Origin of the sequence: Leptotrichia trevisanii DSM 22070 (assembly GCF_000482505.1) — a bacterium.
Classification (GTDB): Bacteria; Fusobacteriota; Fusobacteriia; order Fusobacteriales; family Leptotrichiaceae; genus Leptotrichia; species Leptotrichia trevisanii.
This window is the reverse complement of the sequence record NZ_KI519444.1, coordinates 48,953-64,220: the sequence shown is the minus strand read 5'-3', so window position 1 is coordinate 64,220 and position 15,268 is coordinate 48,953. Positions and strand designations below refer to the sequence as shown.

The window sequence follows — 15,268 nt, the reverse complement described above, 5'->3', positions numbered from 1 at the left end:
AAATCGAGAAAATGAGTTAAAAGAAAATGGTAATATAACTTGTAAAAATAAAATATCAGGAGGATTACCTATGTTAGAAAGAGAAATGATGAACTTATTAGACAGCTCGTTAGAAGGTGTATTACCAGGAGAAAGAACAGTTATGGAGTTAGCAGAAGATTATTTAGGACAAAGTTGCAGTAGAGAAAAAGCAATAGACAATTTAATAGGATATCAAACAGTATTGTGTGGAACAAACGGATTTATAGCAGGCTTAGGTGGATTATTAGTGTTACCAGTAGCAATACCAGCAAATATAACAAGTGTGATTTATGTACAATTGAGAATGATAGCCGCAATAGCATATATAAATGGGTATGATATTTACAGCGATCAAGTAAGAACAATAGCTTATACATGTTTAACAGGAAGCTCCGCAACAAATATATTAAAAAATGTAGGAATAAAAATTGGCGAAAAAATGGCAGTTAATGCAGTAGTAAAAAAGATTCCGGTAGCAGTATTAGTAAAAATAAATCAGCAAGTGGGATTCAGATTAGTTACAAAATTTGGGCAAAAAGGTTTAGTGAATATTGGGAAAATGATGCCATTTGTAGGAGGATTAATTGGTGGAGCATTTGACACAGGGATGACATTAACGATAGGGAATATAGCAAAAAAAGTATTTTCAGAAAAGTAAAGTAATCGCAAAAATTAATGACAAATGTAACTCAGACTCTTAAAAAGAGTCTTTAAAGGGATAGGAATCAAATTTGGAAATAAATTTAAAATTGAAAACTTATCTAAGAAAGGATAAAAGGCTATGGAACTATATATAACAGATTTAGGGACAATGGTGAAAAAGAGGGATGATTTGTTTGAGATAACAACGAGTGAGAAAAAGGTGGCGGTGGCTCCGCAAAAAATAAAGTCATTAGTGCTGGCGAAAGGGATTTTTTTGACGACAGATGTGATAAGATTGGCAGTTGAAAATAATATAGATATAGTGATTGTTGATGATTTTGGAAATCCTTATGGGAGATTTTGGCAAAGTAAATTTGGTTCGACTGCTAACATAAGAAGAAAACAGCTGGAAATATTTGGGACTCAAAAAGGGATTGAGATAGCAAAACAGATATTAATACAAAATATTAAAAATTGTGCAGAGCATTTGGAAGATTTGAAAATAAAAAGAGAAGCAAAAAAGCAATTTTTAGATGAAAAAATAAAGGAAATGAAAAAATATATTTATCAAATAAAATTGGTGGAAGGCGATGTGAGTGCAAAAAGAGGGACTTTGATGGGATATGAAGGAAATGCGGCGAAAATATACTATCAAACATTGTCAGAATTGATGCCAAAAGAATTTAAATTTGAAAAAAGAAGTATGCATCCAGCCGAAGATGAATTTAATGCAATGTTAAATTACGCTTTTGGAATATTGTATAGTAAAGTTGAAAAAGCCTGCATAATCGCAGGATTAGATCCTTACATTGGAATAATCCATACAGATAATTACGGGAAAAAATCGCTTGTTTTTGATATTATTGAAGGTTACAGACATTTAGCTAGCAGAACAGTATTTTCGCTTTTTACCCAAAAGAGAGTCCAAAAATATTTTTTCAAAAGAGAAGGGGACGGTGTTACATTAGCAGGCGATGGGAAAAAAGTTTTGGTGGAAAGTTTTTATAACAGATTGGAAAAAAAGGTGCGGTATAACAATAGAAATATATCAAATTTGGATAAATTACAGTTTGAATGTCACGAATTGGCAAATCGTTTAATATCAAAATAAAATTGTTAATAAATTAAATTGCGTAAATTTAAAAATACGTTAAGCAGGTGATTAAAAATGATGACGTGGTTCATATATGATATAACAGATGACAGAAATAGAAGCAGATTAATTAAGATAGCACAAAAGCATGGATTATACAGAGTTCAGAAATCAGTATTTCTGGGAAATATAGAAAAGGATGAAATAGATCAGATTATAAAAGAAAGTAAAAAAGTTATTGATTTGAGGGAAGATTCGGTATATATTTTTCCAGTGTGTGATGCAGATTATAAAAAAGCGACATTACTGGGACTTGCCTTTGAGAAAGATATTGTTCAAGATGAAAAACCAGTGCTATTTTTTTAAAGAGGTGAAAGTAAATGGATATCAGTAAAAATCAAGGAATATCAATTTTTCAAGTTATAGATTACGTTTATTGTCCTAGAATAATATATTACGAAGAAGTGTTGAAGGTGTTTGGGAATAAAATGGATGATTTTAAAAGGAAAGAAGAAAAACGGATGGAAGGAAAAGGAAGTATAAATAGAAAGTGGATTTGGGAAAGATTAAAGTTAAGAAAAAAGGACATAAATAACTTGTCACAGTGGGAAAATAAAGAATTTTACAAGGAACTGTATTCAGAAAAATATCATTTTTATGGAAAAATAGATGAAATACTTTATTTACAAGATGAAACAATAGTTCCGCTTTATTATTACAATTCAAAATATACCGCAAGAGAAGACAAAAAATACAAATATCTAATGGCAATGTTTTCTATGTTGATTGAAGAGAATTATAAAATTGAATCTCAAAGAGGCTATATATTATTTTTGGATGGATTGTCATTGAAAAAAATAGAATATGCAACTAAAGATTTTGAAATAATAAAACGACAAATTGCTCAAATATTGGAATTGATAAAAACAGAACGATATCCGTTGGAAGTAGAAGGTGGGACAAAATGCAGAGATTGTTATTATAAAAAAATATGTGGAAGATAATAACTGAAAAAGTGGAAAAAATACAAAAAGAATGGAGAGTATTTCAATAAAATTGTGCAATTGAATTATAGTTGATTTTTTCTTCTTCATTTATCAGAAGGAATTAAATATTTATAGCGATATTTCTTTAAAGTCGTGTTATTATTATTAAGCATAGTAAGAATGATTCTTTCTAAATTTTGTGGAAGATATTAGTATATTATTTTTACTATGTTTTTTTAATATATTTTAGATGTTGCACTTAATTATACAATATACCAAAATTTACTATGAAACAAATTTTCAAATTTAATATTAAAATATATAGGAATTTGTGTTATAATATGAAAATATAGAAGAATAAATAAAAATTTATAGAATAAAAATTAAAGAAAGGAGCTGTGTGAATTTTGTAAAAATTGTTATAATTTTTCATACAGAAATATATGTTATTAGAATTAAGAGAACTTCAAAAAAATACAAAAGAGTATTTAGGAAAAGAAATTGAAATTAATGGATGGGTGAAAAAGATTAGAAGTCAGAAGAACTTTGGGTTTATTGAGCTGAATGACGGAACTTTTTTTACGGGGATACAAGTTGTGTTTGAAGAAGGGCTGGAAAATTTTGAGGAAATTTCTAAACTTACAATTTCGACTTCTATTAAAGTTACAGGAATTGCAGTGGAATCATTGGGGAAAGGGCAGGATTATGAAATTAAGGCAACAAAAATTTCTGTATATCAAAAAGCTGATTCAGATTATCCGTTGCAAAATAAAAGACACAGCTTTGAATTTTTGAGAACAATTGCACATTTACGTCCTAGAACTAATGCGTTTTTTGCAACTTTCAGAGTGCGTTCAATTTTGTCTTATGCAATTCATAAATTTTTTCAGGAAAAGAACTTTGTGTATGTTCAAACTCCAATAATTACTGGAAGTGATGCGGAAGGTGCTGGAGAAATGTTTAGGCTTACGACACTTGATATAAATAATGTTCCAAAAACAGAAAATGGAAGCATTGACTTTAAGCAGGATTTCTTTGGAAAAGAGGCAAATCTTACGGTAAGTGGGCAGTTAAATGTTGAAACATTTGCGACAGCGTTTAAAAATACATATACTTTTGGGCCTACATTCAGGGCTGAGAAATCTAATACTCCAAAACACGCTGCAGAATTTTGGATGATGGAGCCTGAAATTGCATTTGCAGATTTGGATGTAAATATGGATATTATTGAGGAAATGATAAAATACATTGTAACTTATGTAAGGGAAAATGCTAAGGAAGAAATGGAATTTTTTAACCAGTTTGTAGACAAGGATTTGTTTAACAGACTCGACACTTTGGTAAATAATGAATTTGGTAGAATCACTTATACAGAAGCTATCGAAATTTTGAAAAAGGCTGATCAGAAATTTGAGTATGAAGTTGAATGGGGAATTGACTTGCAGACTGAACATGAGAGATACTTGGCAGAAAAACACTTTAAAAAGCCAGTATTTGTAACAGACTATCCAAAAGATATAAAAGCATTTTATATGAAATTAAATGAAGATGGAAAAACTGTAAGAGCGGTTGACTTACTAGCACCAGGAATTGGAGAAATTGTAGGTGGAAGCCAAAGGGAAGATGACTATGATGTTCTTTTAGGAAAAATTCACGAAATGGGATTAAAAGAAGAAGATTACTGGTGGTACTTGGACTTGAGAAAATATGGAAGTGTGCCACATTCAGGATTTGGACTTGGGTTTGACAGAATGCTTATGTATATTACTGGAATGACTAATATAAGAGACGTAATTCCGTTCCCGAGAACAACTAAAAATTTGGAATTCTAATTTAATCTTTGATTCCTCAAATTCAGCTTGACAAAATATTAAAATTATATTCAAAGAAAAGACAAATATAAGAGGTGTGTTTTTTGTGTATAATTTAAGGAGAACACTTTGAAATCTGAAATTAAAATTTTTGATTAAATAAATTTATTTGATTTTAGATGTTATATAATATTAAAATTATGTAGTCAGGAGGGAAAAATGGAGAAATTAAGACGAATAATAATGGGGATGTTACTACTTTCCTTTACAACTGTAGTAAAGGCAAACTACTATATTGCAGAAAACATAGGGACTAATAATGGTGGAGATGCGACAACTGTTGAAGAGGAAAGAACACCGGCAGTACCGCCAACAACCGAAGCTGATGACAATACAAGAAAGGCACTTGAGCAGGGAAGCGAAAAAAGCAAGCCTAAAGAGGAAAAAAAGACAGTTGACACAGGAACTATGCCCGCAACACAGACTGAGGACATATCAACTGAGGCAAAATACAATTCCTATGCAAATTACGAAAATGCCACACTTGCCAAAAAAAGCTCATCAGCTACATTCAGAATGGCACAGCTTTACTTTCGTGATGGACTTTACGAAAAAGCAGTAAATCTGGCATTAAAAGATGAAGCACCTGATATTCCTGTAATGTATGTAATTGCGATTGGTTCACGACTAATGGGGGATAACGAGAAGTCAATCGACTATTACACTAGAATTTTATCACAGGATGAAAATCAGGCGGAAGCAAAACTTGGGATAGGCATTGCCTATAAATCAAAAGGGGATTTTTCAAAAGCATTAGGATACTTACGAGATTATAATTCAAAATATTCTAATGACGAAGTAAAAAAGGAAATCGCAGTATTAAATGAAATATTAGCTGGTTCAAGATAAAAAATAGGGGGGATTATTGTGGAATGGCTTAGATTAAAGGAATATGGGATGAAAAATGCCCATATAAAAAAACTTATGTTAATTTTTCAAGATTTTGAAGAATTATTTTATGAAGAAAATTTTAAATTGTTTAATGATGAGTTAAAAAGCCAGCTGGAAGAAGCAATGAAAATTGATTTGAAAGCAAGATTAGAGCTTTATGAACGAAACAGAGTAAGAATAATTAGTGCAAATGATAAGGAATATCCAAAAAAACTAAAGGAAATAAAGGATTTTCCAGTCTTTTTGTATTTAAAGGGAAAAAAGTTACAGGACTATGATAAAATAAAAATTGATAAAGGTAAAATTTCAGTAGACAATAAACGAAATATCGGAGTTGTAGGAACACGGCGAGCCACAAAATTTGGAAAAACAGCCTGTGAAAAAATCGTGAACGAACTTGCAAATTATGATGTAACAGTAATTAGTGGACTTGCTGATGGAATAGATACAATCGCACTAAAAACTGCACTGGACAAGGAAATAGAAGTTGTATCAGTGGTAGGAACAGGGCTGGATGTAGTTTATCCATATGAAAATCGGGATTTATGGGAAAGAATAGGTGAAATTGGAACGCTTATAAGTGAGTATCCGCTAGGAACACAGCCTACAAGATGGACTTTTCCCAGAAGAAACCGAATTATAGCAGGAATGTCAGATGGAGTCCTAGTAGCCGAAAGTTTTAAAAAAGGCGGTGCATTAATCACAGCGGAATTGGCTTTTAGCATGAACCGTGAAGTTTTTGCCGTGCCAGGATTCATAAATTATCCATCTTTTGAAGGTTGTAATAATTTAATAAAAAATAGTAAAGCAAAATTGGCAACCTGTGGAAATGACATTGCCGAAGAATTTTTGTGGGATATAAAAAAAGAAAAAAGTAAATTACAAAAACTGACAGAAGAAGAAAAAATTGTATTTGAAACAATAATGGAAGAAGTAAGTTTTGAGCAAATACTACAAAATGTAAAAGAAAAAATAGAGAAAAATAAATTATTTTCAATAATTATGAGTTTAAAAATTAGAGGATTAATTACAGAAACAAATGGGGCAAAGTATATAAGGATAGTGTAATTCAATACTAAACCCCGTTTAAAAACGAGAATAAATTTTTATAATGGAGTTTTCAATAGTTAATTCATAATCATTCAATTTTTTTATTTTTTATTTTCGTAGGATTGCTCATTGCCGCAAATCCTACAACCTATGGCTAGTCTACGACATTTTCCTGCACTGGCAAAAAACTCGCTATGCTCAGACAGTTTTGCCAGCACAGAAAAATGCTCCGACGGATATTAATTCATGTCAGATTCTGTTTAAAAAATAAAAATGCTTAGACAAGCCAGGGATAGTGCGTAGCACTTTCGCTATTATCTTTAAGTAGTAGTCAGTTAAATATGTTAAAATAACTGTTACTGCGAAATAAAGGGAAATGGCGATTGATTTCCCTTGCTTTGTAAAAAGAAGAAAAATAGAAATTATAGAAATGATAATCATTAATCAAAATAATTCAAAAATAAATAAATACAATATATAAATAGAGAAAGAAATAAGGAGAAAATAGAGTTGGCTAAAAAGTTAGTTATTGTTGAGTCACCGTCAAAAGCAAAAACCATTGAAAAGATACTTGGTAGAAATTATGAAGTTGTTGCATCTTACGGACATGTGATAGATTTACCAAAAACAAAAATTGGAATAGATGTAGAAAATAATTTTGAGCCTCAATATAAGGTTATAAAAGGGAAAGGTGAGGTTTTAAAGAAATTAAAGGAAAAAGCGAAAAGCGCAAACGCTGTTTACCTGGCATCGGATCAGGATAGGGAAGGGGAAGCGATAGCTTGGCACATTTCTAATTATATTAAGCAGCCTGATAAAGTAAAAAGGATTGAGTTTAATGAAATAACGAAGACGGCTGTAAATAATGCGATTAAGAATCCGAGGGATATTAATGACAATCTTGTGAATGCACAGCAGGCTAGAAGATTGCTTGATAGAATTGTGGGGTATAAGATAAGTCCGCTTTTGTGGAAAATAATTAATCGTAATGCCAGTGCTGGACGTGTTCAGTCAGTTGCGTTAAAATTGATTTGTGACTTGGAAGATGAGATAAATGCGTTTGTGCCACAGAAATATTGGGAAGTAAGTGCATTAATTGAAAAAAATATTAATCTTAATTTAGTAAAAATTGCAAACGACAAAGTAGATAAAATATTTGATGAAAAAGTTGTAAAAAAATTGGAAAAAGACTTAAAAAATGAATCGTTGACGCTTGAGAAAATAGAAATTAAGAAAAAATCTCAAAGGCCGCCGCTTGTATTTAAGACAAGTACCTTGCAGCAGCTTGCTTCATCATATCTTGGGTATGGTGCGAGTAAAACGATGAGAATAGCACAACAGCTGTATGAAGGGCTTGCCATTAATGGTGAAAACAAAGGGCTTATAACATATATGAGAACAGATTCTACAAGAATTTCCGTTGACGCCTTAAATATGGCAAAAGATTATATTACAAAGAACTATGGTGAAAAATATGTAGGAAAATATATTGTAAAAAATTCAAAATCAAATGTTCAGGATGCCCACGAAGGAATCCGTCCGTCTGATATTAATTTAGTTCCAGATGATATAAAGGTTTATTTGACAAATGAACAGTACAGATTGTATAAATTGATTTGGGACAGATTTCTGGTTTCACAGTTTGCGGCAATGCAGTATGAACAGATGCAGATTAATGCCGTGAATGGAGATTACAGTTTCCGTGGGACGATTAACAAGGTAATTTTTGATGGGTATTACAAGATTTTTAAAGATGAGGATGAAATTAAGACTGGGGATTTTCCAGAATTAAAGGAAGGCAATGTTCATCCGATAGATAAATTGAATATAGAAGAAGGAATAACAAAAGCACCTACAAGATTTTCAGAAGCAACACTTGTAAAAAAACTGGAATCAGAGGGGATTGGGCGTCCATCAACTTATGCTTCAATTGTTGAAACGCTGAAAGCAAGGGAATATGTGGAACTTATTGAAAAACGTTTTTATCCAACTTATTTGGGATATGAAGTAAAGGATGAGCTTGTCAAGAACTTTAAGGACATTATGAACGTGAAATTTACGGCGAATATGGAAAAGGAGCTGGATAAGGTTGAGGAAGGGACAGTTGAGTGGATACAGCTTTTGAGAACTTTTTATGATTCGCTGGAAAAGGATATTGACAAGTTTGAGAAGGAAATTGACAAAATAAAAAATCGTAGAATTGTGTCGGATGTACTGGATTCTGAGGGCAATCCTATGGTTTTAAAAACTGGACTTTATGGAAAATACTTGATTAGTGAATCAAATGAGAAGGAAAAAATTTCGTTAAAGGGAATCGCAGTATCGCCTGAGGCTATTAAAAAGGGAGAAATTTTTGTAAAAGAGGAAGTTGAGAAACTTCAAAATAATAAAAAAGGAATTTTGACTGATTATTTTGATGAAGCTGGAAATAGATATGTACTGAAAGTTGGGCGATTTGGAGAATATCTTGAAAGTGAAAATTACGAAAAAGATGAAAAAAGAATGTCGTTGCCAGTTGAATTGAAGCAAAAATATAAAAAAGGTGCTGTAATAGAGCTGGATGGAGTATTGCAAATAAGCGATGAAATGAAGCGGCTTTACGAAATTGACAGAAAAATAATAGAAGAAGCAGGAACATGTGAATTTTGCGGAAAACCGTATGAAATAAAAACTGGAAGATTTGGAAAATTTTTGGCTTGTACAGGCTATCCAGAGTGTAAAACGATAAAAAATATAAAAACCGGGAAAGTTACAAGAGTGACTGAAAAAGAGGAAAAAACTAAGAAAACTACAAAAAAAGCGACTAAAAAAACAGCAAAAACAGCAACTAAAGCAAAATCTACATCTAGAAAGGCTAAAAAGACAACGACAACTAAAAAATCTACAGTGAAGAAATCTAAATAGCAGAAAAAATAATTAATTTATTAAAATATAAGTTTAAAGTTATTTCATTTTTTATTATCGGACTAATAAATTGAATAATACAGATTGTCATAGATTTTAAGTATGATTTTAGATATTTTTTTAAATAAAAAAGTGAATTAATTTGTATTGCTGTGAATGATATGTGTTATAATAAATGGAGAAGTTTTAATGAATAATAGTGACAAAGACGTTGAGAAAGAAAAGGACATTGGAAATAAAGACAATATAAGAAATGAAAATCTTGTGATGTATGTGGATAAATTCTTGTATTACGAAGAGGTTATTCTTGGGAAGAGCTTTAATACGATTAGAAGTTATCGGCGGGATTTACTGCAGTTTATGGAATATCTGGATGAATATGAAGAAATTCATAATTTTGAAGAAATTGAAATGATGACATTCAGATCCTTTATTGCGTATTTAAATTCTCCGCAAAGACTAGCTAAAGAGGAAGATAAGAAAAAAAAGGATTCACGGAAAAACCTTGAAAATACCGAAATTGATGATACAGAATCAAAGATTGACAATATAAAAAGCATTGAAGATATGGAAGAAATAAATAAAAAAATAAGTGTTAAGCCTGTGTCTAAAAGAACTATAAACAGGAAAATTTCAGCACTTAGGACATTTTTCAAATATCTTCAGGAAATAAAGGTAATTGAAACGAACAAGGCGGCTTATATAAATGTTCCAAAATTTGAGAAGGAATTGCCGAATGTATTGAACAGGGATGATTTGAATAGTTTGAGGCATGTTATAAGTACGGAGAAAATTACTGGGATTAGAGATAGGTTGATTATTGAACTGCTTTATTCTAGTGGACTTCGTTCAATGGAACTCATTAATTTGAGTGAATTTATGATTGATATTGAAGAGCGGGAAATTAGGGTTATTGGAAAAGGGGATAAGGAGCGGATAACTTTTTTTAGTGAAAATGCTAAGAAATGGCTGATAAAGTACATTGAGGAAAAGAAAAGGCAATATGAGAATTACACCAGGGAAGTGCTGATTGTAAACAGTAAAGGGAAAAAATTGACGACACGTTCGCTAAGAAGGCTTATTTCGGCACATGCACACGAAGCTGGGATACAAAAGGAAATAACACCGCATGTATTTAGGCATTCATTTGCAACGGAACTTTTGAATAACGGCGTGGATATCCGATATTTACAGGAATTGCTTGGGCATAGCAGTATTGCTACAACACAGGTTTACACACACGTGAGCAAGGCGTTCTTGCGGGATATTTATATGAACACTCACCCGTTGGCTAAGGAATAATGGATTTGATTGGATTGAATTTTAATGTAAAAGGAATGAGAAAATAGGAGGAAATTTTGATTATAAAAAAATGTAGCGGTTGCGGAATTGAACTGCAGTTTGAAGATAAAAATAAGGAAGGATATGTTCCTGAAGAGAAATTTATAACAGAGGATAATTTACTTTGTCAGAGATGTTTTAAAATTAAAAATTATGGGGAAAATCTTGTAAATAATTTTAGCAGGGAAGATTATTTGAAGGAAGTAAATGAATGTGTAAAAAAATCTGATATAATACTTCCAATTTTTGATATTATTGACTTTGAAGGTTCATTTACTGAGGAAATCTTGGATTATCTAAGAGATTACAGATCTATAATTTTAATTAACAAAATAGATTTGCTGCCTGACTTCATACATCCAACTGAAATTTCCAACTGGGTAAAGGACAGGCTTGCAGAAGAGGACATTGTACCTGATGATATTGCCTTTATTAGTGCTAAAAATAAATACGGAGTAAATGGAATAATCAGAAAAATTAAAAATATTTTTCATAACAAAAAAGTAAAGGCAACTGTGCTTGGAGTTTCAAATGTTGGAAAATCATCAGTTATAAATTTACTTCTTGGAAACAACAAAATAACAACTTCTAAATATTCTGGAACTACTTTAAAATCAATTAACAATAAAATTCCAAATAGTGAAATTACGATAATTGACACACCTGGACTTATTCCAGATGGGAGAATTTCTGATTTAATTAGTGTAGAAAATGGATTAAAGCTAGTGCCAGCTGGAGAAATTTCCCGAAAAACTTTTAAACTTGAAGAAAATCAGGTATTTATGTTTGATGTTTTCTGCAGATTTAAAATACTTGGAAATGAACTTTTAGAAAGTGGAAGCAAGCCTATTTTTTCTGCGTATGCTTCAAAAAGTGTGAAGTTTCACGTGGCTCGTGAGGAAAGAGTGGAAGCCCTGTTAAGTGGAGATTACTTTGAAATTTTACAAGAAGATGAAAAAGAAAAATATTTTCAAAATGAATTTGTAACTCACGAAGTGGAAATTGAAGAAAATGAGGAACTTGTAATTGCAGGGCTGGGATGGATAAATGTTAAAAGAGGGCCGTTAAAGGTACAGTTGGAAGTTCCTAAAAATGTGAAAGTAATTGTTAGGCCGTCAATTTTTAGAAATAAAAAATAGATTTAAGAAGTTATTGGAAACTTGAATTTATTGAAAGTTTGATTTTGAAAAAGTAAAATAGAAAAAATATAAAATTTGAAATAAAAAGAATCTGAAGGAAGGAGAGCGTGATTTTTTACATTATTATAATTATAAAATTAAGAATTTTGTAAATTTCATGCGAGGAAATGGCTTTTGATAACGATTATTATGGAAATAACGGGGCAAGAATGACTAGAAAAATTGCTCTTCGTGTTATAACTTTTCTTGTGATTGTATTTATTGCAATATTTAATGTTATGATTTTATTTTCAAGAAAAGTGGATAAACTTATAACTGCTGATATTCAGGTAGAAACAGTAAAATTGCAGAACGCAGTGAAAAGATTTAGTGAAAAGACAGGCACTAATCCAAATTTGGCAGGATTTGAAGATAGTTTGCAAAATGTAAAAAGTTCGGATGGAGTATATAATTTTGGGACTTTTTATGGAAGTGATAAAATCTATGAAATTCCTGAAAGTATAAAGGATTCGAGGGAGAGAAGCAACAGAATTGTAACGAAAAAGGATAAAAAGGGTGGATGGGTTTACGATCAGTTAAAGGGGACAATTTCACCAAATATTTAAAATTATGAAGTAAAAAAATGGGGGAGTTAAACAAAGAAACTCGATTAGAAAGAAGATTAGTAAAAAAAATGAAATTTTCAAGTTTGGGAAGTGGAAGTAGCGGAAATTCAAGCTATATTGAGATGGGAAATAAGAAATTTCTTATAGATGCAGGATTTAGTGGCAAAAAAATTGTAGAAAAATTGAATAATATTGAAAAAAGAATTGAGGATATAATGGGAATATTTGTGACACATGAGCATTCTGATCATATTCAGGGGCTGGGTGTTGTTTCGCGAAAATACGATATTCCGATTTATCTTCACGAAGTAACTTATAATGTAATTAAAGACAAAATTGGAAAAATTGAGAAAAAGAATTTGAATTTTATAAGGGATGAAAAAACTGTAATTGATAACTGTGTGATAAATAATTTTGAAGTAATGCACGATGCTGAAAAATGTTTGGGTTATACATTTGAATATGAAGGGAAAAAATTGTCATATGCTAGTGATGTTGGCTGTGTGAACAATATTATTAAGGAAAATTTGAAAAATAGCGATGTAATTGTATTGGAAAGCAATTACGACTATAATATGCTGATGACAGGCCCTTATCACTGGGAATTGAAAAATCGTGTAAAGGGAAGAAATGGACATTTGTCAAATTCAGAAGCATCAAAGTTAATTGGGCAGGTGCTTAATGAAAAATTGAAAAAAATTTATCTAATGCACATAAGCAAGGATAACAATACTCCAGAATTGGCTTATAATTCGCTGTATCAAATTTTGGAGCGGGAAAATAAAAGCCATCTGGAAATCGAAATTATTAATGAAGAAGGAACGGAAATTTATAAAATATAGAATATTAGAATAAAGAATAAGGAAAAAGTTATGTGGAATGACTTGAAATTGGAAATCGACATTTGTGCTAGATGTATTTTGGAAAAAACTCGGATTAATCCAATTGTCGGGGAAGGGAATAAAAAGGCGGAAATTTTGTTTGTGCTGGATAACATAAGCGAGGAAGAGGATGTAAAGCAGAAACTTTTGATCAACAGAAATGGAAAATATTTTAAAAAATTTTTGGAATATTCAAAACTGGATTTGAAGAAGTGTTATTTTACGACTCTTACAAAATGCAGCTCACATAGTAATTTAATTGAAAAGGATAGTATTTCAAAATGCCACGAGTTTCTTGTCGCACAAATTGCCTTAATTAATCCAAAGTACATTGTAACAGTAGGTGAAAGGGCAACTAAATCACTTTTGGAGGATGTAGAAAAAGAGGATATAAAGGATTTGGTTGGGAAAGTGTTCGATTTTTATGGAGAAATTAAGGTTGTACCGATTTACGATATTTCCTATTTGTTTAAAGCGACAGATAAGGAAAAATGGAAATTGATAAAAATTTTGGAAAAATTATAAAAGAAGAAAGGAAATAAAAAAAGAATGATAGGAATAGGAATTGTAGGATTACCAAACGTAGGAAAATCAACATTGTTTAACGCAATAACAAAAACACAAAATGCAGAGGCTGCAAATTACCCATTTGCAACAATTGAGCCAAATGTAGGACTTGTAAGTGTTCCTGATCCAAGACTAAAGGACTTGGAGAAAGTTGTTAATCCAGAAAGAACAGTTGGAGCAACAGTTGAGTTCGTAGACATCGCAGGGCTTGTAAAAGGTGCGTCAAAAGGAGAAGGGCTAGGAAACCAGTTTTTATCCAATATCAGAAATACAGCTGCAATTTGTCAAGTCGTAAGATGTTTTGACGATGACAATATTATTCACGTGGAAGGAAGCGTTGATCCTATAAGAGATATTGAAACGATTAATGCAGAATTGATTTTTGCTGACTTAGACACAGTTGAAAGGGCAATTCAGAAGAATCAGAAGCTGGCTCGTGGAGGAAACGCAGAAGGGAAAGAATTAGTGGCAGTTCTTGAAAGATGTAAAGTTCATCTGGAAGAATTTAAATTGTTAAAAACATTGGAATTTACTCAAAGGGAAGAGGAATTAATAAAAGTTTATCAATTCTTGACAGTAAAACCGATGATGTTTGCTGCAAACATTTCAGAAGAGGACTTGACAGCTGGAATTGAAAATGACTATGTAAAAAAAGTGCGTGAATTTGCAAAACAATACGATAGCGAAGTAGTAACTTTTTCAGCAAAAGTGGAAGCGGAACTAATTGAAATCGAAGATGAAGAAGAAAGACAAATGTTCATTGACGAATTAGGGATAAAAGAACCAAGCCTAAACAGACTAATTAGGGCAGGATTCAAATTATTAGGACTAATCACATACTTTACCGCTGGAGTAAAAGAAGTAAGAGCTTGGACAATAAAACAAGGAACAAACGCCCAAAAATCAGCCAGTGAAATTCACACAGACATTGAAAAAGGATTTATCAGAGCTGAAGTTGTATCTTTTGACAAATTTATCGAACTAAATGGATGGAATGGTTCAAAAGAGAAAGGTGCAATGAGACTGGAAGGGAAAGAGTACATTGTGCAGGATGGGGATGTAATGTTCTTTAGATTTAATGTATAAAAATTGAAATAGAGAAAGTGTTCAGAAATAGGTTATCTAAAATTAGATTAAATTTTTGAGCATTTTTTTGTTTTAAAAATTCTCTTTTTTGCACTGTAATATTTTTGTAAAATATAATACTTGTTTAAGAAAAAGCAGTAAAATTAACTTTCAAAAATTCTTTTTTTGATTTTTTCCCTTAAATAGCCCTT

The 15,268-nt window shown here is 31.4% G+C and carries 14 protein-coding genes; all 14 read left to right on the top strand.

From position 1 onward, the window contains the following. The first annotated feature begins 70 nt into the window (after nt 1-70). The 14 genes from K324_RS0111470 (at nt 71) to ychF (ending at nt 15,077) form a co-directional block, all read left to right on the top strand. The gene (locus K324_RS0111470) at nt 71-679 is read left to right on the top strand and encodes an EcsC family protein (protein ID WP_036095730.1); all 609 of its coding nucleotides are present in this window, start codon (nt 71-73) and stop codon (nt 677-679) included. 123 nt (nt 680-802) lie between these two features. Next, a complete protein-coding gene (gene cas1 / locus K324_RS0111465; RefSeq protein WP_026749253.1) occupies nt 803-1,774 on the top strand; it encodes a CRISPR-associated endonuclease Cas1 in 972 nt (323 codons plus the stop codon). Between the two features lie 57 nt (nt 1,775-1,831). Then, on the top strand, nt 1,832-2,122 hold the full coding sequence (gene cas2, locus K324_RS0111460) for a CRISPR-associated endonuclease Cas2 (RefSeq protein WP_026749252.1): 291 nt from the start codon (nt 1,832-1,834) through the stop codon (nt 2,120-2,122). Between the two features lie 14 nt (nt 2,123-2,136). Next, nucleotides 2,137-2,760 (top strand): Dna2/Cas4 domain-containing protein, encoded by a 624-nt coding sequence (locus K324_RS0111455; RefSeq protein WP_026749251.1) that lies wholly within the window; start codon nt 2,137-2,139, stop codon nt 2,758-2,760. A 425-nt stretch (nt 2,761-3,185) separates the two neighbouring features. Continuing rightward, a complete protein-coding gene (gene asnS / locus K324_RS0111450) occupies nt 3,186-4,574 on the top strand; it encodes an asparagine--tRNA ligase (RefSeq protein WP_026749250.1) in 1,389 nt (462 codons plus the stop codon). Nucleotides 4,575-4,772: 198 nt separating this feature from the next. Then, the gene (locus tag K324_RS0111445) at nt 4,773-5,462 is read left to right on the top strand and encodes a tetratricopeptide repeat protein (RefSeq protein WP_026749249.1); all 690 of its coding nucleotides are present in this window, start codon (nt 4,773-4,775) and stop codon (nt 5,460-5,462) included. An 18-nt stretch (nt 5,463-5,480) separates the two neighbouring features. Beyond that, nucleotides 5,481-6,572 carry a DNA-processing protein DprA gene (gene dprA / locus K324_RS0111440; protein ID WP_026749248.1) on the top strand — a complete coding sequence of 364 codons (1,092 nt, stop codon included), beginning with the start codon at nt 5,481-5,483 and terminating at the stop codon, nt 6,570-6,572. Between the two features lie 492 nt (nt 6,573-7,064). Next, nucleotides 7,065-9,458, top strand: a complete 2,394-nt coding sequence (gene topA, locus K324_RS0111435) for a type I DNA topoisomerase (protein WP_026749247.1) — start codon at nt 7,065-7,067, stop codon at nt 9,456-9,458. A gap of 189 nt (nt 9,459-9,647) precedes the next feature. Then, nucleotides 9,648-10,760, top strand: a complete 1,113-nt coding sequence (locus tag K324_RS0111430; protein ID WP_026749246.1) for a tyrosine-type recombinase/integrase — start codon at nt 9,648-9,650, stop codon at nt 10,758-10,760. A 56-nt stretch (nt 10,761-10,816) separates the two neighbouring features. After that, nucleotides 10,817-11,938, top strand: coding sequence for a ribosome biogenesis GTPase YqeH (gene yqeH / locus K324_RS0111425; RefSeq protein WP_036095726.1), 1,122 nt, complete (start codon nt 10,817-10,819; stop codon nt 11,936-11,938). A gap of 167 nt (nt 11,939-12,105) precedes the next feature. Then, nucleotides 12,106-12,543 (top strand): hypothetical protein, encoded by a 438-nt coding sequence (locus K324_RS0111420; RefSeq protein ID WP_026749244.1) that lies wholly within the window; start codon nt 12,106-12,108, stop codon nt 12,541-12,543. 17 nt (nt 12,544-12,560) lie between these two features. Then, entirely contained in the window at nt 12,561-13,385 is an 825-nt protein-coding gene (locus K324_RS0111415; protein ID WP_248615398.1) for an MBL fold metallo-hydrolase, read from the top strand. A gap of 30 nt (nt 13,386-13,415) precedes the next feature. Beyond that, on the top strand, nt 13,416-13,949 hold the full coding sequence (locus K324_RS0111410) for a uracil-DNA glycosylase (protein WP_026749242.1): 534 nt from the start codon (nt 13,416-13,418) through the stop codon (nt 13,947-13,949). 24 nt (nt 13,950-13,973) lie between these two features. Continuing rightward, entirely contained in the window at nt 13,974-15,077 is a 1,104-nt protein-coding gene (ychF, locus tag K324_RS0111405; protein WP_026749241.1) for a redox-regulated ATPase YchF, read from the top strand. The last annotated feature ends 191 nt before the right edge of the window (nt 15,078-15,268 follow it).

Bases quoted from the DNA above. Each gene is read 5' to 3' on its own strand.
- K324_RS0111470 (WP_036095730.1), top strand. From the start codon at position 71: ATGTTAGAAAGAGAAATGATGAACTTATTAGACAGCTCGTTAGAAGGT.
- cas1 (WP_026749253.1), top strand. From the start codon at position 803: ATGGAACTATATATAACAGATTTAGGGACAATGGTGAAAAAGAGGGAT.
- cas2 (WP_026749252.1), top strand. From the start codon at position 1,832: ATGATGACGTGGTTCATATATGATATAACAGATGACAGAAATAGAAGC.
- K324_RS0111455 (WP_026749251.1), top strand. From the start codon at position 2,137: ATGGATATCAGTAAAAATCAAGGAATATCAATTTTTCAAGTTATAGAT.
- asnS (WP_026749250.1), top strand. From the start codon at position 3,186: ATGTTATTAGAATTAAGAGAACTTCAAAAAAATACAAAAGAGTATTTA.
- K324_RS0111445 (WP_026749249.1), top strand. From the start codon at position 4,773: ATGGAGAAATTAAGACGAATAATAATGGGGATGTTACTACTTTCCTTT.
- K324_RS0111430 (WP_026749246.1), top strand. From the start codon at position 9,648: ATGAATAATAGTGACAAAGACGTTGAGAAAGAAAAGGACATTGGAAAT.
- K324_RS0111420 (WP_026749244.1), top strand. From the start codon at position 12,106: ATGGCTTTTGATAACGATTATTATGGAAATAACGGGGCAAGAATGACT.
- K324_RS0111415 (WP_248615398.1), top strand. From the start codon at position 12,561: ATGGGGGAGTTAAACAAAGAAACTCGATTAGAAAGAAGATTAGTAAAA.
- K324_RS0111410 (WP_026749242.1), top strand. From the start codon at position 13,416: ATGTGGAATGACTTGAAATTGGAAATCGACATTTGTGCTAGATGTATT.
- ychF (WP_026749241.1), top strand. From the start codon at position 13,974: ATGATAGGAATAGGAATTGTAGGATTACCAAACGTAGGAAAATCAACA.